Source organism: Sphingomonas sp. 28-62-20, assembly GCF_002281505.1.
Genome location: NZ_NCGH01000001.1, coordinates 37,150 through 59,533 on the forward strand (window position 1 = coordinate 37,150; position 22,384 = coordinate 59,533).

Below are 22,384 nucleotides of genomic sequence, written 5' to 3' on the forward strand. Positions count from 1 at the left end.
CGGGCGTCGACTCGCATTCTCGCCAGTGCCCCCCTATCTCCGCCGTTCCTGATTTTCGATGCGATGGGGTGCCCGATGGCCGACAGCGAAACACCGATGCGCAAGCTGCAAGTCGCCAATGCGCGGCCCGAGGATAGCGGCCGCGGGCTCGCCCATGTGCCGCGCACGCTGATGGCGGCGCTTGGCCTTGCCGAGGGCGACGTGATTGAGATCGTCGGGAAGCGCACCACCCCGGCACGCGCGGTGCTGCCTTACGCCGACGACGAGGGTCTGGAGATCATCCGCATCGACGGGCTTCAGCGCGCCAATGCCGGCGCCGGCTCGGGCGAATTCGTCGAGGTGCGCCGGGCCGAATCGAAGCCCGCGACTCGCGTCGTCTTTGCGCCCGCCCAGCAGAATCTGCGGCTCCAGGGATCGGCAAACGCCCTCAAGCGCACCTTTTTCGGGCGGCCGCTCTATCAGGGCGATATCGTCGCGACCGCCGGGCAGCAGCGCGTCGAGGACATTCCCCCCAACGTCCAGCAATTCCTGCGCGCGCCGGCCTATGCGCTGCAGGAGATCCGCCTCGCGGTGATCGCCACGACCCCCAAGGGCGTCGTGCATATCGACGAATCGACCGAGATCGAACTGCGCCCCGAATATGAGGAGCCGACCGACGCGCGTCGCGCCGACGTGACCTATGACGATATCGGCGGGATGGCAGCGACGATCGACCAGCTGCGCGAGATGGTCGAGCTGCCGCTGCGCTATCCCGAACTGTTCCAGCGACTCGGCGTCGATCCGCCCAAGGGGGTGCTGCTGCACGGGCCGCCGGGTACCGGCAAGACCCGGCTCGCGCGCGCGGTGGCGAACGAATCGGCGGCCGAGTTCTTCCTGATCAACGGGCCCGAGATCATGGGCTCGGCCTATGGCGAATCCGAAAAGCGGCTGCGCGACGTGTTCGAGCAGGCGACCAAGAACGCGCCCTCGATCGTGTTCATCGACGAGATCGATTCGATCGCCCCCAAGCGCGGCCAGGTCTCGGGCGAGGCCGAAAAGCGCCTCGTCGCGCAACTGCTCACGCTGATGGACGGGCTCGAAGCGCGCGCCAATCTGGTGGTGATCGCCGCCACCAACCGGCCCGAGGCGGTCGACGAGGCGCTCAGGCGGCCCGGCCGGTTCGATCGCGAGATCGTCGTCGGCGTTCCCGACGAGCGTGGCCGGCGCGAGATTCTCGGCATCCACACGCGCGGCATGCCGCTGGGCGACAAGGTCGATCTCGATGAGCTCGCCCGCACCACCTATGGCTTCGTCGGCGCCGATCTCGCCGCGCTCGCGCGCGAGGCGGCGATCGAGGCGGTGCGGCGGATCATGCCGCGGCTGAACCTCGAAGAAGGCACGATCCCGCCCGAAGTGCTCGACGATCTCTCGGTGACGCGCGAAGACTTCTTCGGGGCGATCAAGCGCGTCCAGCCTTCGGCGATGCGCGAGGTGATGGTGCAGGCGCCGACGGTGCGCTGGGAGGATGTCGGCGGGCTCGACGATGCCCAGATGCGCTTGAAGGAGGGCGTCGAGCTGCCGCTCAAAAACCCCGATGCGTTCCGCAGGCTGGGCATCCGGCCGGCCAAGGGTTTCCTGCTCTATGGCCCCCCCGGCACCGGCAAGACCTTGCTCGCAAAGGCGGTCGCGCGCGAGGCGCAGGCCAATTTCATCGCCACCAAGTCATCCGACCTGCTGAGCAAATGGTATGGCGAGAGCGAGCAGCAGATCGCCAAGTTGTTCGCCCGCGCGCGACAGGTGGCGCCATGCGTGATCTTCATCGACGAGCTCGATTCGCTGGTGCCGGCGCGCGGCGGCGGTCTGGGCGAACCGCAGGTCACCGAGCGCGTCGTCAACACGATCCTCGCCGAAATGGACGGGCTCGAGGAATTGCAGTCGGTGGTCGTGATCGGCGCGACCAACCGCCCCAATCTGATCGACCCCGCCCTGCTCCGGCCGGGCCGGTTCGACGAGCTGATCTATGTCGCGGTGCCCGATCGGCCGGGGCGCGAGCGCATCCTGGCGATCCAGACCGCGAAGATGCCGATCGCCGGCGATGTCGATCTGGCCGCGCTGGCGGCCCGCACCGAGCGTTTCTCGGGCGCCGACCTCGAGGATCTGGTGCGCCGCGCGGGTCTGGTCGCGTTGCGCCAGTCGATCGATGTCGGGGCGGTGACGATGGCGCATTTCGAAGCAGCGCTCGAGGAATCACGCGCGTCGGTCACGCCCGAAATGGAGGCCGAATACGCCCAGATGGCCGCACGGCTGAAGCAACAGGCATCGTCCCTCCAGCCGCTCGGGTTCATATCACCGGGTCAGCTGCGGCCCCGCCCGGCGCCGCTGGAGTAACCTCGCGCAGCCGCACCCAGGCATAGCCGAGCATCGCCACCAGCGCGGCGCTGGCGATCAGATAGGGCAGCGGCTTGAACAGTTCGTACAGCCCGACCCCGATCGAGGGGCCGAGCACGAACGACGCCCCGTTGATCGAGGTGACCTTGCCTGCGACCGACCCCTGCGCCTCGGGGCCGACCGCGAGCGAGGCGCCGGCGGTGAAGCCCGGTCGGGTGAAGCCGAAGCCGAGCGAGGCGAGGCCATAAGCGAGCGCAATCCCGTAGAGCGAGGTGGCGAGTCCGGTGAGCGCGGTGCCGACCGCAGCGATCACCAGCCCGACGAGCACCAGCCGGCGCGGATCGAGATTGAGGTTGGGGATCAGCCCCCATTGCGCGAGCAGCGCCGCGCCGGCGCCGATGATCAGCACCAGCCCGGTCGGCTGCAGCGCGTCGGCCGGCGCCAGCTGGAGCCGGTCGATCACCAGAAAACCGATCGCCTGGCCGGTCATCGCCTGGGCGTGGCCCATCACCAGCCCCGCGACCATCCAGGCACGGATCCGCGGGTCGCGGTAGCCGATCTGCTCGCTGCTCGGCGCGGTCGCGGCGGTGATGCTGGCACCGCTCGATTGCCCGCCGATCGAGGGATAGGCGTTGGCCGCAGCGTGCCCGATCGGCATGCCCGCGTCGTACGGCAGCATCCGATAAATGGTGACGACCATCGCCACGCCGAACGCCGAAAAAATGAATGCCGGGCCGGCCAGTCCGATATGGACGCCGCCGATCCAGCCGAGAATCAGATAGGGGGCGATCGCGGGCCCCAATATCGTGCCGAGGCCGAACGCCGAGGCGAGCAGGGTCAGCGCCTTGGTGCGTTCCTCGCGCGTCGTTCGCCCCGCCACCAGCGCCTGGACGGCCGGCGGCGCGGCGGCGCCGAAGCTGCCATAGACCAGCCGGCCGCCGATGAAGAGCAGGAAGGCGAGCGGGCCGCTGATCCAGCCGTTGATACCCGCCAGCAGAAACACCCCGCACAGCCCCAGCGACACGGCAAAGCCGCCCATCCCGAGCAGGATCATCGCGCGGCGGCCGTGATGATCGGACCGCTTCGCCCAGTAAGGCGCGGCAATCACCCAAAGCAGCGCCGAGACCGAAAAGGCCGCCGCTACCCCGCTATCGGCGACATGAAGCGAGCGGCCGAGCGCAGGGAGCACCGATTGCAGCGCGGTGTTGCCCGCCGCGATCGTCAGCATCACCAGGAACATCAGCGCGAAATCGCGGTCCGCGGCACCCCTGCGGCTCATGACCGGTGCCAGTCATAGTCGCGCGTCACTTCGGCGACGACGATCTCGTAGCGTTGATACCAGCGCGCGCGGCCGAGATCGCGAATCGCCTTGTGCTCGGGGTGGTCGCGCCACGCCTTCGCGCTGGCATCATCGGCCCAATAGCTGACGGTGATGCCGAGCCGATCGGGCCCGCGCACCGATTCGAAGCCGCGATAGCCCGGCTGCTCGGCGGCGGTGCGCGCCATGGCATCGGCAGCCGCGGCATAGCCCGCGTCATCCGTTGCGGTGCGGACCGACAGGAAGATGACGGCAATCTGGCCCAGGCGCGCGTGCATCCTGCCCGATTAAGGCGTTCGGGCGCGCGCGCAAGCCTTGCGCCGGGGTCAGCCGAACAGCGCGGCGAGTTCGGGCCAGGCGTCGACCAGCGTCGCGGCATCGAAATAGTCCCGCCACAGCGTGATCTGACCGTCATGGACTTCGAGCACGCCGCACACCGGCAGCTCGACCCACCCCTTGGCGATCCGGTGACGGTCGAGCCGCTCGACGAACACGATCGGGCCGTCGGCGACGGCATGGCGAATGACGAATTCATTCTCGAGCGTCGGCGCGAAGAACGGTTCGAGCACCGCGCGTACCCCGGCGGGGCCATACACCGGCGCCATCGGCATGTTATGATATTCGCACTTTTCGGCAATGTATCGCAGGCCGTTGTCATAATCCTTGATCGCCATCGCGGCGAGGAACTGACGGACGATATCGAGGGGTGAGGGGGACGTGCCAACCATCGCGACTCTCCTTGTTGTAGCGATTGCTACAACAGCTATCCGAAGCGATCGCTACGATCAAGCCCCTGCTAGTCGCGGCGCGGCTCCTTGCCGAAGTTGAGGCCCTTGGTGACATTGTAGTCGAGCACCGTCATCGCGAAGAAGGCGACCGCCTGCTTGATCCGCGACCACCAGCTCGATCGCGCCTGGTAGAGCGCTGCCGTGATCCGCTCCGAATTGGCGACCTCGCCGTCGATATAGCCGCGGACGTGCGCAGCGAAGGCGGCATCTTCGATCCGCAACATGATCTCGAGATTGAGGAACAGGCTGCGAACGTCGTAATTGGAGGAGCCGACATAGACGGTATCGTCGACGAGGAAGAGCTTGGTGTGCAACTTGGTCGGCTGATACTCATAGATTTCGACGCGTTTGCGGAGCAGCCCGGCATAGGTGAAGCGCGATGCCCAGATCGCCGCGCCGTGATCGTTTTTCGAGGCAAGCACGATCCGCACCTGGCCGCGAATGCCCGCCGCATCCAAACGTCGCAGCATCCCCGGGCTCGGCGCGAAATAGGCGGCGATCAGGTCGAGCCGGGCGGCCCGCTCGATGTCGTTCTTGATCGCTCGCGCCCAGGGCGACAGTCGGCGCGCCGGCCCGCCGAACAGCCAGCGCACCGGTCCGTCGGGCTCGCTCCACGTCGACAGCGCGCGTCGGAGCACGCGCAGCGGCGCGCGTGGTCGCCGCGTCCACCGCGCCAGCGCGTCGAAATAGCCGGCGATCCGCGTCGCCGCGGGGCCCTCGACGAGCAGGCCGAGGTCGCGCCACGCCTGATTCGCCGGAGTGCCGAAATAGGAATCCTCGACGTTGAAGCCGCCGATGATCGCGCGCCTTTCGTCGGCAAGCGCGAGCTTCTGGTGATTGCGCAGCAGATAGCGTCGCCCCCAGCGCGGCTCGAAGCGGATCACGTCGATCCCGGCGGCGCGCATCGGATCGAAGAAGCGATGTTGTTCGGCCGCCTCGCTGCCGAGCCCGTCGACGATCAGCGATACCGCCACGCCGCGCCGCGCTGCGCGGATCAGCGCCTCGCGCACCCGTGCGCCGGCGGTGTCGTCGACATAGATATAATAGATGATGCGCAGGCTGGTCCGCGCGTCGTCGATCAGCGCGGTCAACGCGTCGAGCCTGACCGGTCCGGTATCGAGCAACGTCAGTCGATTGCCGTTGACCGTGAAGCTGGGTTGCGCATCGGGCTGGTCCATCGGCGGACTCCATGTCGTGCGTTCGGGGTCGCGGCAAGCCGGATTCCTTGACTCGTCACGTCATGCCCCCTAAGTCGCGACGCTCCCAGGACATCGTTTGCAAGGATGCGTTCGTATGGCGCGCGTTACCGTCGAAGATTGCGTCGACAAAATTCCCAATCGTTTCGATCTCGTGCTGTTCGCTGCACAACGGGCGCGCCAGATTTCGGGCGGTGCCGACCTGACGATCGATCGCGACCGCGACAAGAACCCCGTCGTCGCGCTGCGCGAGATCGCCGAGGAAACCGTCAAGCCCAAGCATCTTCAGGAAGCCGTAGTGCAGAGCCTTCAGCGCATCCAGGCCGATGACGAGGATGCGCCCGACGAAATCGGCTCGCTCGCGGCCTCGGCCGAGGCGCTCCGTCTCACGGCAGCGGCGCCGCCGCGCAATCAGAATCTCGGCGCCGATTACGAGGGCTGAACCTGAAAGACGGGCGGTCGCGGCGATTGCCGCGGCGACCGCCCGCAGGACGATCACGTCGCGCTGTCAGTGATCAGCCGGCGGCAGCGGCCTGATCGACTGGTGCGCGCTTGAACAGCGCCCGGTCCTCGGGCGCGAACGCCCAGCGCCATAGCACCAGCGCATAGCTTGCCCCGATCGCGGGCAGCCCGAAGACGAGCTCGACCCATTCGAAGCGGTGCGGCAGCGAGGTGAAGATCGTTCCTACCACGATGGCGACCAGCGCCGCCCACAACATCGGCCAGCGCCAACCCGAGACACGCGCCTCCAGCAGATGCGCGAGCAGCCGCGACTTCAAGATCGACGTCGTCCCGAGCGACAGCATCAGCGCGATGGCGGGCCCCGCCGCCTGATAATTGGGCGGCCAGCCCAGCGCGCGCATGGCAAAGATCAGCGCGAAACTGAGCGCGATCTGAAAGCTGAGCATGGCCGCCGAAATCATCAGATTGCGATGGCGCGCAACATAGACGAGCGCGCTTTCCGAGACTGCGGCCATCGAGGCGACCACTTCGGCGGTGAGGAGAAAGGCGAGCGCCGCCGTTCCGCCGACGAATTGCGGGCCGATCGTGCCCATCACGGCCTCGCCCGGGATCGAACCCATCAGCGCCAGCCCGGCCTGGCCAGCCATGATCCAGAAGCCGACCTGCCTGATCTGCTTGGCCACCGCCTGCCGGTCGCCGCGCGCGAGGCTGGTGGTGATCACCGGCCCCAGGATCGGATCGAAGCTGGTTTTCAAGCGGCCCGGGAGCGAGGCGATCTGCTGCGCCATATAATAGATGCCGACCACCGAGGGCGCGAACAGCTGGCCGAGGATGAACCGATCGACATTGCGCGTCGCCCATTCGATCGCATCGGCGCCGGCGAGCGGCATGTTGTGGCGGGCGAGCGTCGCGATCGTCGCGAGGCGGGGGTTCCATCCGTGCGGCAGGCCATAGCTGCGAACGAACGGCACGACCGAGGCGATCAACGCCGCAACCATCGACAGCATATAGGCGATCTCGAGCCCGTCGCGCGGGGCGATGAAATAGAGCAGGGTCGCCGCGATGCTGATCGTCCACGGTTCGATCACCGCTCGCGCGGTGACCGTCGCGCGGACATTGTGGCGATAGGCGAGCGCGGCGAGCGAGAGATCGGACCACGCGATTGCAAAGACGATCCCGGGCAGCAATCGGGCAAGCCCGTGCGGCGGGCTGATTCGGTACATCAGCCCGGGAAAGGCGAACAGCAAGGCGCTCGCCCCGATCGAGGCGAGCAGCGCGACCGCGAGCGCATCCCAAGCGACGTGTGCGTGCGGCCGGTCGCTCTCCGAGAGCGCCTGCGCCAGCCCGCGCTTCATCCCCAAAGTCGCCAGCAGCGCGGCGAGTTCGACCACCACCACGGCGAGCGCAAAGCGCCCGACCAGTTCGGCACCGTAGAGCCGCCCCGCGACGAACAGGAACGGAATGCGCGCCGCCAGCCGCAGCGCGAAACCGATGATGTTGGTCCGCCCGCCCTTGGCGATCGCGGCGATATCGGCAGCGGGTCCGGCGTCGCCCGGGGTGGCGGCAATGCTCAATGCGCGGCACCCCAGCTCTTCCCCGTCCCGATCTCGACGCCGAGTGGCACCGAGAGCGTGACGGCGGGTTCGGCAGCGCGCGCCATCACCCGTTCGATCACCGGCTTGGCGGCGCCGACATCGCCCTCGGGCAGCTCGAACACCAGTTCGTCGTGAACCTGAAGGAGCATCCGGACATCGCCCAGCCCCGCCTCGGCGAGCGCCGGACCCATCCGCACCATCGCGCGCTTGATGATGTCGGCGCTCGTCCCCTGGATCGGCGCGTTGATCGCGGCGCGTTCTGCCCCTTGTCGTTCGTGCTGCACCGACGATTTCAGCCGCGGGAACCAGCATTTCCGACCGAAGAGCGTCTCGGTATAGCCGCGATCGCGCGTGGTCTGGATGGTCTCGGCAATATAGCGGTTGATGCCCGGAAAACGCTCGAAATAGCGGTCGATCATCGCCTGCGCCTCGTCGGGCGTCACGTCGAGCCGGCCGGCCAGGCCCCAGCGGCTGATGCCGTAGAGGATCGCGAAGTTGATCGTCTTGGCGCGGCCGCGCGTGTCGCGATTGACCTCGCCGAACAATTCTTGCGCGGTCAAGCTGTGAATGTCCGCGCCCTCGGCAAAGGCCTGTTTGAGCGCGGGCACATCGGCCATGTGCGCCGCGAGTCTGAGCTCGATCTGCGAATAATCGGCGGCGAGCAGCACGTTGCCCGGCTCGGCGACAAAGGCATCGCGGATCTGGCGGCCGATTTCGGTGCGGATCGGGATGTTCTGCAGATTGGGGTCGGTCGACGACAATCGTCCGGTCTGCGCGCCGGTCAGCGAGTAGCTGGTGTGGACGCGCCCCGTTGCGGGGTTGATCTGCGCCTGAAGCGCATCGGTATAGGTCGATTTGAGCTTGGACAGCTGCCGCCAGTCGAGCACCCGCGCCGCGATCACCTTGCCGGGCGAATCCTTGTCGGCAGCGATCCGCTCGAGCTCGTTGACGTCGGTCGAATAGACGCCCGACTTGCCCTTGCGCCCGCCCTTGATCCCCATCCGCTCGAACAGCACGTCGCCCAATTGCTTGGGGCTGCCGATCGTGAAGGGCTCGCCCGCCAGCCCGTGAATCTCGGTCTCCAGCGTCGCCATTTGCCCGGCGAATTCGCCCGACAATTGCGCCAGCCGCTCGCGATCGACCTTGATCCCGTGGCGCTCCATCTGCGCGATGACGGGCGCAAGCGGGCGATCGACCATCTCATAGACGCGGGTCGCGCCCTCGGCCGCCAATCGCGGCTTGAATCGCCGCCACAGCCTGAGCGTCACATCGGCATCCTCGGCGGCGTATCGCGTGGCAGTCTTGAGGTCGATTTCGCCGAAGCCGCGCTGGTTCTTGCCGGTGCCGACCACCTCCTTATAGGCGATGCAGCTGTGCGACAGATGCGTCGCGGCGAGCTCGTCCATGCCGTGCCCGTGCAGGCCGGCATCGAGATCGAAGCTCATCAGGATCGTGTCGTCATAGGGCGCGACATCGATGCCAAGCCGCCCTAGGATGATCATGTCGTATTTCAGGTTATGCCCGATCTTGAGCACGCCCGGGTCTTCGAGCAGCGGCTTCAGTTTCGCGATCACGACCGCCTTGTCGAGCTGATCGGGTTTTTCGGCGAACATGTCTGTGCCGCCATGCGCGACGGGGATATAGCAGGCGAGGTTGGCATGGAGCGCGAGGCTGATCCCGACCAGATCGGCCTGGGTGGCATCGAGCCCGGTCGTCTCGGTGTCGACCGCGACCCAGCCCTGGTGCCGCGCGACGGTGATCCAGCGATCGAGCGCGCTTTCGTCGACGACGGTTTCATACTCGTCATGCCTGCACGGCGGGTCTTCCTCCTGCTCGACCGTGCGCGCGGCGGCGACCGGGGCATCGGCGACGGCGGACAATTTGGCGAGCAGCGACTTGAAGCCGTGATGCTCGAGGAACACGCGGAGCGGCGCGTCGGGAATGCCCTGTAACGCAAGCGAATCGAGCGGATCGGGCAGCGGGACATCGTCCTTCAGCGTCACCAGCACACGGCTCAGCCGCGCCATCTCTGCCTGCTCGATCAGATTGTCGCGCATCTTGCCCGGCTTCATCGTCGGCGCCGCCGCGAGCACGCCTTCGAGATCGCCATGTTCGAGGATCAGCTTCGCCGCCGTCTTGGGGCCGATTCCGGTGACGCCCGGGATGTTATCGGCCGTGTCGCCCATCAGCGCGAGCACGTCGCCGAGCCGATCAGGACCGACCCCGAACTTCTCGACGACATGATCGGCGTCGAGCCGCCGGTTGTTCATCGTGTCGTACAGATCGAGCCCGGGCTCGATCAATTGCATCAGATCCTTGTCGGACGAGACGATCGTCACCGCCCACCCCTGGGCGAGCGCGGCCTTGGCATAGCTCGCGATGATGTCGTCGGCCTCGAGCCCCGCCTCCTCGATGCACGGCAGCGAAAAGGCGCGCGTCGCATCGCGAATCATCGGAAATTGCGGGACCAGATCTTCGGGCGGGGGCGGCCGGTGCGCCTTGTACTGATCGTAAAGCTCGTTGCGGAAGGTATGGCTACCCTTGTCGAGAATCACCGCCATGTGGGTCGGGCCATCGGCCTTGTGGAGCTCGTCGGCGAGCTTCCACAGCATCGTCGTATAGCCATAGACCGCGCCGACCGGCTCGCCATGCTGGTTGGTGAGCGGCGGCAACCGGTGATAGGCGCGGAAGATGTAGCCGGAGCCGTCGACGAGATAGAGATGAGGCATCGCGAAGCGATAGCCCAAGCAATCGGCGGGACAAAGCCTTGATGCACCGATCGCGCCGCCGCCGGCTTGCGTCGGGCCCTCAGCCCGAAAACGCCGCCCGGGCGGCGCGGTTTCGAGCCTTGATCGCGCCGACATGGCCGGCATCGGGCAGCAATGCCGGATCGATCCCGGCGAGCAGGGCGGCATCGGCATAATGAACGGAGACATAGTCGGCGCCCGCCGCCTCGGCGGCCACGATCGTCGCTGCCGAAAGCGCGCCGGCGACTCCCCATTCGCAGCGCCCGCGCGCCGCCGCGGCGACGCGATCGAGGCACCAGCCGACCGCGCGATGTTCCTTCATCTCGGGCGGCCCGCGCTCGCGCCCGAGCAGCAGGCACGACAGATCGTTGAGACCGACCATCAGGTTGCTCGCCCCGGCATCGATGAATCGCGCGGCATCGAGCACCGCCGCCGGCGTCTCGATCATCGTGCCCAGCCGATTGGGCCAGTGCAGCGCCGCCGCCACGCCCGCCAGCGCGACAAATTCATCCGCATCGGACAAGAATGGCGCCAGCAGATGGAGATCGGCGTGGCGCGCGGCGATCTCGCCGATCAGCCCGATCTCGCGCCGCAGCAGCGCGGGATCGGCGAGCCCCGGGCGGATGCCGCGCGCGCCGAGCATCGGATTGTGCTCGGGCTCGGCACGGCCCCCGGCGAGCGCACGCGTCTCGTCGCTCCACAGATCGGTCAGCCGATACCAGACCGGCCGGCCGGCATTGGCACAGCAGACCGACTCGACATAATCGCCGAGCGCCCGACGCGCGGGCGCAGCGTCGATCGTCTGCCCCAGATCGCGCAGAATGAATTCGGGGCGAAGCAATCCGACGCCAGCAAAGCAGGCGGCGAGGTCGCGGCTCAGCCGCTCTCCGCTCAGCGACAATCGGCTTTCCATCGGCAACCTTTCCAGGGGCAGACCGCCCGAACGACCATGCTATCGGGCGATTCGCGCAGGCGGGCAATTGCCGGCGCGCGGCATCGGCGCGCGATCGAGGTCGATCGTGATCAGCGCATGCGACAGCGGAATCCCGGGAATGTCGTCGCGGCAGTCGATCAGCCGGGCGTCGCCCCAGGCCGCACCGAGCCGGCACCAGCCATCGGCGGCGCGGTGCTGGCTGCCGGCGGGCAGCCCGGTGCGGTTGAGGCAGAAATTGAAGAACAGATCGACGAACTCCTGATAGTCGCGCGGATGATCGGCATCGATGCAGTTTTCGACAATCACGATCCGTCGCCGCGCGAGCGACGCGGCGCGGGCGAGCAGCGCGACCGGATCGGCTTCGTGGTGGAGCACGGTGCAGAGCAGCACGCTGTCGGCCATTGCCGGGCGCGCGCTCTTCAGGAATTGCTCGAACGGGGTGCGGGGAAACGCCGCAAACGCGCCCATATGCTGGCGCCGCTCGACGGCAAGCACCGGCGCGCAGCCCCGCCGCGCCAGCGCTGCGGCGATCGCGCCGCTGCCGCCGAGCAGATCGAGCACGCCGCCGGCGAGCTGCGGCGCGATCCAGTCGGCGAGCGCCTCGGCGCGGGCGTGATCGAGGCGGGCGTTCCATTGCTGGCGGATGCCGGTCTGCGCGAGCCGGGTGCCGAGCGCGTCAAACCCCGCCGCGCCGCGGTCGCGGCAGATGCCCGCCAGCCAGTCGGCCAGCGCCGCCGCGTCCGCCGGGTCCTGCCCGCACGCGATGAACTCGCGCGCAAAGCGCTGGCGCGCGAGCGCGAGCGATTCCGCGCTGAACGGATCGATGCGCCCGGTCGGAATCGCGGCGAGCACCGGCCTTATCCTGTCAGCGCCGGTGCCGGCGCGTCGAGGCGGGCGGCGACGAACGCGGCGGTGGCGTCGATTGCCTCGTCAAGGCCTTGCGACCGCAGCGACCGCAGCCCGGTATCGAGAAACTCACCGACATAGTCGACCGAATCGTCGCGGTCGTCGAGCCCGAACTTGGCGACGCCGGCGCGGAAAGCGAACGCACGCACATCGCGCGCGCGCGCGACGCGGGCGCGATAGGCGGCGACGCGGGCGGGCAGCGCGCCGGCATCATGGACGACCCCCAGCGCCGCCAGCATCGCCGAGATCGCCGGGACGGCGAACCCCGCCGCGGCGCGCTGGACCTCGCCCACGCTCAGCGACAGATCGCGCTGCCCGGCAAGGTGGGTGTCGATCGCATATTCGACCATCGTATGGGCAAAGCCGCGCGGTGAATCGGGCAAAGGCCCGGCGCGCCGCAGCCCGAGCCGCGTCGCCGTTTCGAAAAAGTCGGCATAGCGCGCGGCGAAGGGCAGCATCCGGCGATAGGCCCAGCCCTGCCGGCGGCGCGCGCTGCCCGTCCCGAAATGGATGAACCAGTCCGCCAGGATGTGCGACTGGAACAGCCGGTGATCGGGCGTCGCGCCAGCCCCCTGCGCGCGCGCGTCCGGCGCAGGAGCGATCCGCGCATAGCCATGCTCGTGGCAGCGCGCGATATCGGGCAGCAGCAACGCCGCCAGCCCCCGCTGCATCGCCGCGCGATCGACGCAGCCGCTGCGCTCGGTGATCACCCAATGGCCGACTATGTACAAGCCCACGCACCCCGCCAGCTCGGGCGGGCCGCAAACGGACACCGCCCTTATCGCGCACGAGACTAGGCGACTCGCCGGCGCGCCAGAAAGTTTCACTGTGTCCGAAACGGATGAGGATCGACGTGCCCGCCGGCCCGCCTTCGCCCTAGCCTTGTCGCGATCGGCCAGACGCTTGGCCAGCGATGGAGGGGAGGCGCGCGATCGTGCCAGACGAGTCCGAACGGTTGCGACTGATCGACGGCTTCGCCCGCGCGCGGCGGATCCGGATCGACGACCTGATCGCCGCGCTCGATCCCGATCCGAACGACGTCATCTATGCGAGCGGCTCGATCACCGACGGGCTCGGCGGCCCCGAGTCGGACCTCGACATTTTCTGGCTGACCTCCGAGCGCCGCTTTGCCGGCCTCGCCGACCGCTTCGATCCCGAGCGCGAAACCCAGCAGCGGCTGCAGGGCTTCGGCATTCTCTATGTCCGGATCGGCGCGATCGAATTCGATGTCGAGGTGAGGCCGCTCGCGACGGTGACCGCGCTGACCGCCTCAATGACCGCGCTCGATCCCGCCTCGGCCGAGTCGCTCCACCGCAATTTCCGTTATATCGGCCGCTGGGACCGCGCCGATGCGCTCGACATCCTTCACCGGTTGCGGATCGGCGCGCCGCTCCATAATCCGGCGGGGTTCGCCGCCGTCGCGGGCAGCTTCTCGCATCGCCATTTCTGCCACTGGTACGCCCAGCTCAACCTCGAATTCGCGCGCGAGGCGCAGAAGGGGATTCGCCGCAGCCTCGACGACGGCGACCCCGAAAACGCATTCCTCAAGCTCTGCCATCTCCAAGATCTGCTGATCGATGCCGCGCTGTTCCTCGCGGGTGACTCGCTCGATCGCTGGAAATGGCGGCTCGCCAAGGCCCGCCGGACGCTCGCGCCCGACTGGTATGCCGATTATCTCGCGGTTCGCCTGTGCCGGGCGGGCGACATCCCGCTTACGGCTTTCGTGGCGCACTGGGCCGAGGCCGGCGCGGCGCGCCAGGCGGCGCTCGAGCAAGCGCTCGACGCCCTTGCCGCCGCCTCGTTCGCGCGCCGGGCCTGATCGCGGCGTGACGGCGATGGCCGACCCCTCTCTTCCGCCGGCACGGCCGTTCGCGCTGATGATCGCCAGTTCGGGCGAGCGGCTCGATGCCCGCCACCGCGCCCATTTCGACGGGGTCGGCCTCGTGCGCGGCGAATATCTGTGCCGCGCGGCCAAAGCCTATGTGACCCAGCCGCACTGGCACGCGCTGGCATCGGCCTATCTCGCCGCGCTATGCACGCTCTTCGCGCCGCACCCGGTCCGCTACCGGCTGGTCGATATCGAGACCAGCGAGCTCAATGGCCTCCCCGGGGTCGATCATCGCGTCCAGGAAAAGACGACGATGCTCGGCTTGCGCGGTGCCCGGCGCGCGCTGCGCTACCCCGCGGGCGCCGAGGCAGAAGCGGCGATGCTCGCGTCGGTCCACGCCGATCACGCCAATCTCGCGTTGGTGATCCCGTTTGTCGGCGACAGCGACGAAGCCGTCCGGGTGCGGGCGATCGTGCGCGCGGCGGGATTTGCAGGCCCGGTCGGCGTGATGCTCGAAACCCCCGCGGCGACGCTGGGCGCCGGCGATTTCGTCGCCGCAGGCTTTGCGAGCCTGACGATCGGCTTCAACGACCTGACCAGCCTGACGCTCGGCGAACAGCGCGAAACCGCGGGCGCGAAGATGCGGCATCCGGCGGTCACCCGGCTCGTGGCGACCGCGCGCGACGCCGCGCCTGACGCCGAGATCCTCGCGGCAGGCTATTTCGACGCGGCGATGATCGATCACGCCCGCGCGCTCGGGCTCGACGGCATCGTCGCCAATGCCAGCCAACTCGCGCTGTTCGGCTGGGACGCGCTCGTCCCCGATCAGCCGGTCGACATCGGCGCGATGATGAGCCGAATTCGCGCGCGTGTCGGCGATCCGCAGATCGCATGATCGCCGCAGCCCGCCTCGCCGCGACCGGCGCCGAAGCGACGCTCGACCGTGCCTTTCTGTCCGGCGCCGCCGAAGGGCTGGCCGAAGAGATCGAACGCTGGACGAACACCAACACCAACGCCGCCGCGCGGCCGCTGGCGCGCGCGGCGCGGCGGCTCGCGGACGAGATCGCGGGCGCCGCGCCGCAGGATTTCGCGGCAGGCTGGGAGCGCCACTGGGCGGCGATCGATCGGCTCGGCGAGGCGTTTGGCAGCGCGCGCAACGCCGGTGCGCGCTATGCCCATGCCTATCCCTCGATGACGGCGTTTTTCGCCGATGCCGAGGCGCAGCGGCTGGGCGCGAGCGACGCGACCTTCTGGGACACTTATGAGCATGGCCGCCGCCGCCAGATCGAGCATGCCATCGCCGGGCAGCGCGGGCATGGCGCCGCCCTGCTCGTCAATTCGGGGATGTCGGCGATCGCGGTCGCGCTCGGCAGCGCCGGGCTGGGCCCGGGCGATACGCTGCTGACCGGGACGAACGGCTATTTCGAGACGAGCGCGCTGCTCGCCGAGGTCGTTGGGCACGGGGTCACGGTGGTTCGGGTCGATCTCGACGACGCATGCGCGTGGCAGCGGGCGGTGGCGGAAGTCCCGAAGGTCATCCTGCTCGAAACCGTCGAAAATGGCCCCGCCGGTCGCTCCTGCCCCCCGCCCGGGCAGTGGCTGGGCGCCGCCCGGTCCACGCTGATCCTGATCGACAACAGCCTCGTCTCGGCAGGGTGCGACTGGGCCGCGCTCGCGCGCCGCCATGGCGTCGCCGAACGACTGGTGGCCGCCGAAAGCGCCGCCAAATATCTCAGCCAGACGATCGTCGCGGGAATGCTGCTCGGCGCGCCCGAGGCGATCGAGCGATGTCGCGCGCAAGCGCGCAACCACGGCCAACAGCTTCAGGAACGGCTGTTCAACTATCTGCGGCAGTGGGAGATCGAGGGACTGGCGACCCGATGGGCGCTGCACGATCGCAACGCTCGCCGCTTTCACGCGCGGGTCACGGCGGGACTCGCTCGCCCGCTCGCGCTGTTCCGGCGGGTCGACGGCGCGCTGGTCTATGTCCAGCTGCCCGAAGCGGGCGATGGCGCATCGCGCGCGATTCGCCACCGCCGGCTGCTCGAGGGCTGGGTCGCCCGCTGCGGCGAGGTGGGCACGCCAGTCGCGATCCGGGCGGGCTTCGGCTGGCGCCAGACCACCGCGCGCTGCTACGAGGGCAATTATCTCAACCAGCGCCACGCGCCCGATTATCTGCGGCTGTCGATCGGCATCGAGCCCGAAGCCCGGATCGATGCAATCGCCGACGGCTTTCTTGCGGCGTTGGAGGAGGCGCAATGAGGTCGCGCGACCCTGCTTCCTCAGGCTTTGGCATCGACGAGGCGATCGATCGGCTGACGCGGCTGCGCGATCTGGTCCACACGGCGGGGCTGGCGATCGCGGGGCGACTGATCGCGGTGGCCGATTTCGACGCCAAGCTCGACCTCGCCCATCATCTCTATGAGCTGATGGCGGCAGCGCGCGCGCTCGGCGATCGGCTCGGCGAGCTGGCGGTCGCGCAGCATCGCGCCGTGCCCGAGCGCCGCGCCGATCGGCGCCTGATCGCCTGGCTGTTCGCCCCCGCCGATACGCCGGGCTTCGTTGCCCGCAGCCATGGCCTGCTGCTCCCCGCGCTGCGCGACCGCGCCGCCGGCTATGCGCACGAGACCGATGCGCTGCTCGATGCGCCTTCGCTCCGCGTGCTGCGGCGACTGCGCGCCGATCTCGACGCGATGATCGACGCAATGGACGACTGGGGCGCAGTCGCGAGCGCCGGGGCGCCCCCGACCGACCGCGCCACCTGCGCCGCCTTGGACGCGCTGCTCGACGCCCCAGAAGGCGGCCATGGCCCGCGACCACCCCGCGCGACCCGCTGCGCACGCGATCCGCGCCTGACGAATTTCGGCGGCACCCGGCGCTATGCGGTCGACGACCTGCCTCTTCCGCTACGGCCCACCACGCCCCATGCGATCGACCAGCTCGTCATGCTGCGCATCCAGCGCGACGAGATCGACGCCGTCGAGACTTTCGCCAACATCATCTACGATTCGGAAGGGCTCGCCGATGCCGATCTCGAATTGCTCGCGCGGATGGCGTCGGACGAGGCGCGCCACGCCGCGATCGGCCAGCGCGAACTCGCGCGGCTCGGGCTCGATCCGTTTGCGGTGCCGTGCGGGACGATCGGGATCGACGTCCGCGCCGCGCTCGCACCCGAATTGGCGCTGATGCAGATCAATCTGTTCGGCGAAATCCATCAGGTCCGCGCGATCGGCGCGTTCGCCGAATCGGCGGCGGCACGCGGGGATAGCATGACCGCGCGCGCCTTCGCATTCATCTATAGCGACGAGATGCGTCATGTCCGCGAAGGGCGCCAATTGCTCCGCTGGATCGCCGACCAGGCGGGCACGACGCTACGGGCGCTCGAAGCGCGCACCCGTGACGCCGCCGCCGCGCGGCTCCACGCGCTCGGGGTGCTCGGCGAAGAGTATCGGCGGTCGATCGGCGATGCCGAGCTTGCCCGGATCGTCGGCGAATGAGCGGCGTGTTCGCCTCGGCACTCGACGCGATCGGTGAGACGCCGATGATCGAACTGGCACGCTATTTCGCCGGATCGCCGCACCGCGTGTTCGCCAAATGCGAGTTTCTCAACCCCGGCGGCTCGATCAAGGACCGAATCGGGCGGGCGATGGTCGCCGAGGCGCGCGCCAGCGGGGCGTTGGCGCCGGGCGGCACGATCGTCGAGGCGACCGCGGGCAATACCGGAATCGGCCTTGCGCTGGCGGCGATCGCCCTTGGCCATCCGCTGATCGCGGTGATGACGACCAAGGCGAGCGCCGAGAAGGTCCAGCTGATGGCCGCGTTCGGCGCCGAGGTGGTCCGCTGCCCCTATGCGGTACCGCCTGATCACCGCGATCATTTCATCGCCACCGCACGACGCATCGCCGCCGCGACGCCCGGCGCGTGGTTCGCCGATCAATTCGCCAATCCGGCCAACCGCACCGCGCACGAAACGACCACCGGCCCCGAAATCTGGCGCCAGACCGGGGGCCGCGTCAACCTGCTCGTCGCCGGGATCGGCACCGGGGGTACCTTGTGCGGCGCGGGCGCCTATCTCAAGGCGCGGTCCCCTGCGACCCGGCTGGTCGCGGCCGATCCCGAGGGCAGCATCCTCGCCTCGTGCCATCGGGGTGCGCCGGCGGCGGGCGCGCCCTATCTGATCGAGGGGATCGGTGGCGATTTCGTGCCGCCGCTCGCCGATCTGGCGATCATCGACCAGGTCGAGACCGTCCCCGATGCCGCCGCGATCGCCGCCGCCCACCGGCTGATCCGCACCGAGGGGCTGTTCGCGGGCGGATCGGCGGGGACGATCCTCGCGGCCACCGAGCGCGTGCTCGCGGCGATGCCGGCGCCGCAGCGCGTCGTCGTGATCCTCCCCGATGGCGGGCGCAGCTATCTCAGCACGATCTATCACCCCGGCTGGCGCGCCGCTCAGGGGCTGCCGGCATGAGCCGCGCCGGTGCGCCATGGAGATAATCGGCCATCTCTATGCCGCCGAGATGAGCGGCATCCATGCCGCGCACGAGCTCTACGGCGAGGAGCTGATCGAAACGATGATGCCCAACATCCTCCACTGCCATGACTGGGCGTATCGCGCGTGCTGGCAGCCCGAACGCGCGCCGCCCCGGCTGCGCGCCACCGTCCGGCGGCTGCGCAGCCACATCGTCGCCGACTGGCTGATCCACTATGGCGACCGCACCACCACCGAGAAACGCAAATGCGGCTGGGCCTATCGGCGGATGCGTACCGCCAGCGCGCTGGCACCGCGTTTCTTCGCCGATGCCGCCGCGCGCGATCTGTTGCGGAGCGATGCGCTGCTGCCCGCGCGATGGGACAAGAAACAGCGGCTCGATTTCAACCACAGCATCCTCGAATATGCGCTCGATCTCCTCTGGGGAGACGCCTTGCTCGACCGCGCCCGCACCCGCGATCTTTGCCGCGCGCTCGCCCGGCTCGCCGATCGCGACGTGCGACGCGGCTATTTGGCGCTTTACGCTGGCCTCGGCGCCTGGTCCGAACGCCCGATCGCCTATCGCGAGCGCAGCATCGATTCGATCGTCGACGATGCGTACCGCGCCCGCCACGCCAGCGATTTCGCGGTGCGCACGACCGCGCGCAAATATGGGCTGAAGACCGATCCCGCCGCCCTCACGCATGTTCGGGGGCTGCTCGAAGCGGTTGCGGCGGCGATCGACCGCGCCGATGCCGACGCCTTGCTGGCGCGAACGGCAGCGGCCATCGCCGATCCCGACAGCCTCTATACCGCGCCCTTGGCGCCGTCACCGCCCCAGAGTCCGGCGCCCTGACATGGCCGCCACCGCGCTTTGCCGCACCGAACAGTGCCTGTTCGAGGATCGCGACCGCTGGGCGCGCCAGCCCGACGCCTATTCGCAGGGCCGGACGCTTGGGCTGCTGCAGGTCCGCGCGGCGCAGTTGCCCGCGCGGCTCGGGGCGGTGTCGAGGGTGCTGCTCCACGGCACGGGGATCGGCGACCGCGACGCCGTGCTCGACCGGCTGGCGCAGATCGGCGCGCGCGGCATCAAGCGGTTGACGCTGGTCGCGCGCCGGATCGAGGCGCCTATGCCGGGGGACCGTTGTGTTCGGCTCGGCAGCGGCTGGGCGGTGACGGCGCAAGCGCTGCAGCGGGCAGCCGGGATCGTGCCCGTTCCGGCCTGGATATTGCGCGGCGAGGATGGGCGGACCGTCACGATCGGCGTGATCGCCGACGGACAGCTCGGCGCAGTCGCCTGCGTCCAGCCGGTACCTGCGCTGCTGACCGACGCCGGCGTCGCGATGCTGTTCGGTGTCGCCGTCGCCCCCGGACATCGCCGGCAGGGGATCGGCAGGAGGCTGATCGCCACCGCGAGCGACATTGGTGCCGAGATGGGGGCGGCGATGCTCTGCGAGATCGTCGAGCCCTGGAACCCCGCCGCACTGGCCCTCGCCGCAAGCGCGGGCTTCATCTCGCGCGAAGCCGACTGGGTGGTTTTCGCCGCGCTGCGCGACGCACGATGATCGGCCCCGGCCCGCATGACCGGCTGTTCCGCGATGCCGTCGCCAGTTACGACGCCCACCGCGCCGGCTATCCGCCCGCGCTGATCGACGCGATCGTCGCGCGTTGCGGGCTGACGCCGAAATCGGCGTTACTCGATCTCGGTTGCGGCCCGGGCACGCTTGCCCGCGCCTTTGCCGGGTGCGTCGGCCACGTCACCGGGCTCGATCCCGAACCCGCGATGATCGCCGAAGCCCGCCGGCTCGATCCCGGCCATGCCGATGATTATGCGGTAGGGAGCGACGTAGATCTGGTGCACCTCGACCGCCGCTTCGATGCGGTGACGATCGGGCGCGCGCTGCACTGGATGGACGCCGAAACGATTGCCGCGCGGCTCGGCGCCGTGCTTCGGCTCGGCGGCTGGGTCGCGATCGTCTCCAGCCCCCACCGCGACGCGCCGGGCAATCTCTGGTGGCGCGCGGTGCGACAGGTCGTGCTCGCTTTTGATCCCAGCGACGGCGCGCGCGCGACGCTGCCCGATGTCGGCCCGCCCGAGGCGCTGTTTGCCGGGCATGGCTTTGCACCGCCGATCCTGGTCGAAACCCGCGCCGAGCGCGCGCTGACCGTCGCCGACGTCCTCGGGCTGCTGCATTCGATCCCGGGCACCACGCCCCAAGCGCTCGGCGCGCGCCGCACCGCCTTTGAACGCGCCATCGCCGCCACGATCGAGCCGTTCCTCCACGACGGCAAAGTCACCGAATATATGGCACCACGCGCCCTGCTGTTCGAGCGCCGAGCGCCATGAACGTCGGGACGACCAACCTCTCGGTGACGATGATCGGCCATGCCGGACTGCTGATCGAAGCGCCGGGGATCGGCCTGTTGACGGATCCGTGGCTCGGCGGGCGCATCTTCGACAATTCCTGGGAACTCGCGCTGCCCGCGCTGCCGCTCGCCGATTTCGTCGATCGGGTGACGCATGTCTGGATATCGCACGAGCATCCCGATCACCTCCACTGGCCGAGCCTGCGCGCGATCGTCGCGGCGCGCGGGCCAGCGATCGCCTTGCTTTTCCAGGAGCATCCGTCGCGCGCGGTGATCGACCAGCTCGGCAGGCTGGGCTTCGGCGCGGCGATCGAGCTGCGCCCGGGGTGCTGGCACCGCTTCGGCCCGGCGGCGTTGCGCTCGCTGCCGGCGGGGCGGATCGATTGCGGGCTGGCGGTGCGGATCGGCGATGACGTCATCGTCAATCTCAATGACGCCAAGCTGTCGCCGTCCCGGCTGCGGGGGTTGCGACGAGCAATCGGCCGACCGCGCCTGATCGCGGCACAATTCTCGATCGCCGGCTGGCAGCCGCCCGAGGCCGATCGCCCGGCCACAAAAGTGCTTGATCGCACGATCGCCGCGTGGCGGGCGCTGGCGCCGGCCGAGGTGCTGCTGTTCGCGAGCCACGCCCGCTTCTGCCACCCCGACAATGCGTGGCTCAACCGGCATGCGCTCCCCGCCGATCGCGCGGTCGACCGGTTCGCCGCTGCGACCGGGGTGACGCCCTTCTGCCTGTCGCCCGGCGAGCGCTGGAGCGCTGCGATAGGCGCGATCACCCCCCATGCCGCGACCCGCTATGCCGCCGCCGCGACGCCGCCCGCGCTGTCGCCGCCCGATCCCCTCTGCGATGCCGAAGCATTGTGCGCCGCCGCCGACGCGCACGCTGCAACGATCGCACGCGTGCCCTGGTGGCACCGCCGGCGCGTGCCCAAGCTGGTAGTTGCGCTGCGCGACTTGGCCTGCGTGATCGCCATCGATCTGCGCGCTGGCCGGGCAGGGTTCGATCCGGCGCCCGCGTGCGTCCATCTCGAGATGACCGGCGCGATGCTGTTGTTCGCCTGTACCCGGCGCTGGGGGTTCGACACGCTCGATGTCGCCGGGCGGTACCGCGTGCTGGCAGGTACCAAGGATCATCCTGCGCTGCGCCTGCTGAGCGACCATGGTGCCGGGCGGTTTTCGGATCGGCTAGGGAAAGGCCTGGTGTCGCCACGGCTTTGGCGGCGCCTCTGGGCGCGTCGCGCCGATCTGCTCGCGGTCGCACGCAAAATTCGCCGCGATCGTGCCGCTTTCGACCGGGCAATCGCGGCGCCGCCGGTCGGTCACCAAGCATCGACCGGCGATGAGGCGTTGCAAAGGATCGATCGCGAATAGGGCAAAATGAGCCGCCACCCCCGCAAGTACGGGGGTG

General features: G+C 69.0%; 20 protein-coding genes. 11 read left to right on the forward strand and 9 right to left on the reverse strand.

All coding sequences use genetic code 11. The features are described 5' to 3' along the window. The first annotated feature begins 75 nt into the window (after positions 1-75). Positions 76-2,367 carry a CDC48 family AAA ATPase gene (locus B7Y43_RS00155; RefSeq protein WP_374129588.1) on the forward strand — a complete coding sequence of 764 codons (2,292 nt, stop codon included), beginning with the start codon at positions 76-78 and terminating at the stop codon, positions 2,365-2,367. Here the strand turns inward: B7Y43_RS00155 and B7Y43_RS00160 are convergent. The 4 genes from B7Y43_RS00160 to B7Y43_RS00175 form a co-directional block, all read right to left on the reverse strand. Next, positions 2,321-3,646, reverse strand: a complete 1,326-nt coding sequence (locus B7Y43_RS00160; RefSeq protein WP_374129589.1) for an MFS transporter — start codon at positions 3,644-3,646, stop codon at positions 2,321-2,323. The genes B7Y43_RS00155 and B7Y43_RS00160 overlap by 47 nt on opposite strands. After that, positions 3,643-3,963: an antibiotic biosynthesis monooxygenase gene (locus tag B7Y43_RS00165; RefSeq protein ID WP_374129590.1), complete on the reverse strand. Its 321-nt coding sequence runs from the start codon at positions 3,961-3,963 to the stop codon at positions 3,643-3,645. The genes B7Y43_RS00160 and B7Y43_RS00165 overlap by 4 nt, the downstream gene beginning before the upstream one ends. Before the next feature lie 48 nt (positions 3,964-4,011). Continuing rightward, positions 4,012-4,413 carry a limonene-1,2-epoxide hydrolase family protein gene (locus tag B7Y43_RS00170; protein ID WP_374129591.1) on the reverse strand — a complete coding sequence of 134 codons (402 nt, stop codon included), beginning with the start codon at positions 4,411-4,413 and terminating at the stop codon, positions 4,012-4,014. A 68-nt stretch (positions 4,414-4,481) separates the two neighbouring features. Continuing rightward, entirely contained in the window at positions 4,482-5,651 is a 1,170-nt protein-coding gene (locus tag B7Y43_RS00175) for a phosphatidylserine/phosphatidylglycerophosphate/cardiolipin synthase family protein (RefSeq protein WP_374129592.1), read from the reverse strand. Positions 5,652-5,766: 115 nt separating this feature from the next. On the opposite strand from B7Y43_RS00175, the gene rpoZ reads away from it, so the two are divergent. After that, positions 5,767-6,111: a DNA-directed RNA polymerase subunit omega gene (gene rpoZ / locus B7Y43_RS00180; RefSeq protein WP_374129593.1), complete on the forward strand. Its 345-nt coding sequence runs from the start codon at positions 5,767-5,769 to the stop codon at positions 6,109-6,111. A 73-nt stretch (positions 6,112-6,184) separates the two neighbouring features. On the opposite strand, the gene B7Y43_RS00185 is transcribed toward rpoZ, so the two are convergent. The 5 genes from B7Y43_RS00185 to B7Y43_RS00205 all read right to left on the reverse strand — a co-directional run bounded on the left by B7Y43_RS00185 (position 6,185) and on the right by B7Y43_RS00205 (position 13,050). Beyond that, a complete protein-coding gene (locus B7Y43_RS00185) occupies positions 6,185-7,705 on the reverse strand; it encodes a lipopolysaccharide biosynthesis protein (RefSeq protein ID WP_374129594.1) in 1,521 nt (506 codons plus the stop codon). Continuing rightward, entirely contained in the window at positions 7,702-10,455 is a 2,754-nt protein-coding gene (gene polA / locus B7Y43_RS00190; protein WP_374129788.1) for a DNA polymerase I, read from the reverse strand. The genes B7Y43_RS00185 and polA overlap by 4 nt, the downstream gene beginning before the upstream one ends. A 79-nt stretch (positions 10,456-10,534) precedes the next feature. Beyond that, positions 10,535-11,386: a putative PEP-binding protein gene (locus tag B7Y43_RS00195; RefSeq protein WP_374129595.1), complete on the reverse strand. Its 852-nt coding sequence runs from the start codon at positions 11,384-11,386 to the stop codon at positions 10,535-10,537. Positions 11,387-11,425: 39 nt separating this feature from the next. Beyond that, a complete protein-coding gene (locus B7Y43_RS00200; RefSeq protein ID WP_374129596.1) occupies positions 11,426-12,259 on the reverse strand; it encodes a hypothetical protein in 834 nt (277 codons plus the stop codon). A gap of 5 nt (positions 12,260-12,264) precedes the next feature. Then, the gene (locus B7Y43_RS00205; RefSeq protein WP_374129597.1) at positions 12,265-13,050 is read right to left on the reverse strand and encodes a hypothetical protein; all 786 of its coding nucleotides are present in this window, start codon (positions 13,048-13,050) and stop codon (positions 12,265-12,267) included. Between the two features lie 197 nt (positions 13,051-13,247). On the opposite strand from B7Y43_RS00205, the gene B7Y43_RS00210 reads away from it, so the two are divergent. The 9 genes from B7Y43_RS00210 to B7Y43_RS00250 are packed head-to-tail and all read left to right on the forward strand — an operon-like array spanning position 13,248 to position 22,347. Continuing rightward, positions 13,248-14,132, forward strand: a complete 885-nt coding sequence (locus tag B7Y43_RS00210; protein ID WP_374129598.1) for a hypothetical protein — start codon at positions 13,248-13,250, stop codon at positions 14,130-14,132. Positions 14,133-14,148: 16 nt separating this feature from the next. Then, entirely contained in the window at positions 14,149-15,036 is an 888-nt protein-coding gene (locus B7Y43_RS00215; RefSeq protein WP_374129599.1) for a putative PEP-binding protein, read from the forward strand. Further along, entirely contained in the window at positions 15,033-16,403 is a 1,371-nt protein-coding gene (locus B7Y43_RS00220) for a PLP-dependent transferase (protein WP_374129600.1), read from the forward strand. The genes B7Y43_RS00215 and B7Y43_RS00220 overlap by 4 nt, the downstream gene beginning before the upstream one ends. Then, on the forward strand, positions 16,400-17,638 hold the full coding sequence (locus B7Y43_RS00225) for a hypothetical protein (RefSeq protein ID WP_374129601.1): 1,239 nt from the start codon (positions 16,400-16,402) through the stop codon (positions 17,636-17,638). The genes B7Y43_RS00220 and B7Y43_RS00225 overlap by 4 nt, the downstream gene beginning before the upstream one ends. Continuing rightward, positions 17,635-18,609 (forward strand): PLP-dependent cysteine synthase family protein, encoded by a 975-nt coding sequence (locus tag B7Y43_RS00230; RefSeq protein ID WP_374129602.1) that lies wholly within the window; start codon positions 17,635-17,637, stop codon positions 18,607-18,609. Before B7Y43_RS00225 ends, B7Y43_RS00230 begins: the two co-directional genes overlap by 4 nt. A 16-nt stretch (positions 18,610-18,625) precedes the next feature. Further along, positions 18,626-19,465: a hypothetical protein gene (locus B7Y43_RS00235; protein WP_374129603.1), complete on the forward strand. Its 840-nt coding sequence runs from the start codon at positions 18,626-18,628 to the stop codon at positions 19,463-19,465. Position 19,466: 1 nt separating this feature from the next. Next, entirely contained in the window at positions 19,467-20,174 is a 708-nt protein-coding gene (locus B7Y43_RS00240) for a GNAT family N-acetyltransferase (RefSeq protein WP_374129604.1), read from the forward strand. Further along, on the forward strand, positions 20,171-20,956 hold the full coding sequence (locus tag B7Y43_RS00245; RefSeq protein ID WP_374129605.1) for a bifunctional 2-polyprenyl-6-hydroxyphenol methylase/3-demethylubiquinol 3-O-methyltransferase UbiG: 786 nt from the start codon (positions 20,171-20,173) through the stop codon (positions 20,954-20,956). The genes B7Y43_RS00240 and B7Y43_RS00245 overlap by 4 nt, the downstream gene beginning before the upstream one ends. Beyond that, on the forward strand, positions 20,953-22,347 hold the full coding sequence (locus B7Y43_RS00250; protein WP_374129606.1) for an MBL fold metallo-hydrolase: 1,395 nt from the start codon (positions 20,953-20,955) through the stop codon (positions 22,345-22,347). Before B7Y43_RS00245 ends, B7Y43_RS00250 begins: the two co-directional genes overlap by 4 nt. The last annotated feature ends 37 nt before the right edge of the window (positions 22,348-22,384 follow it).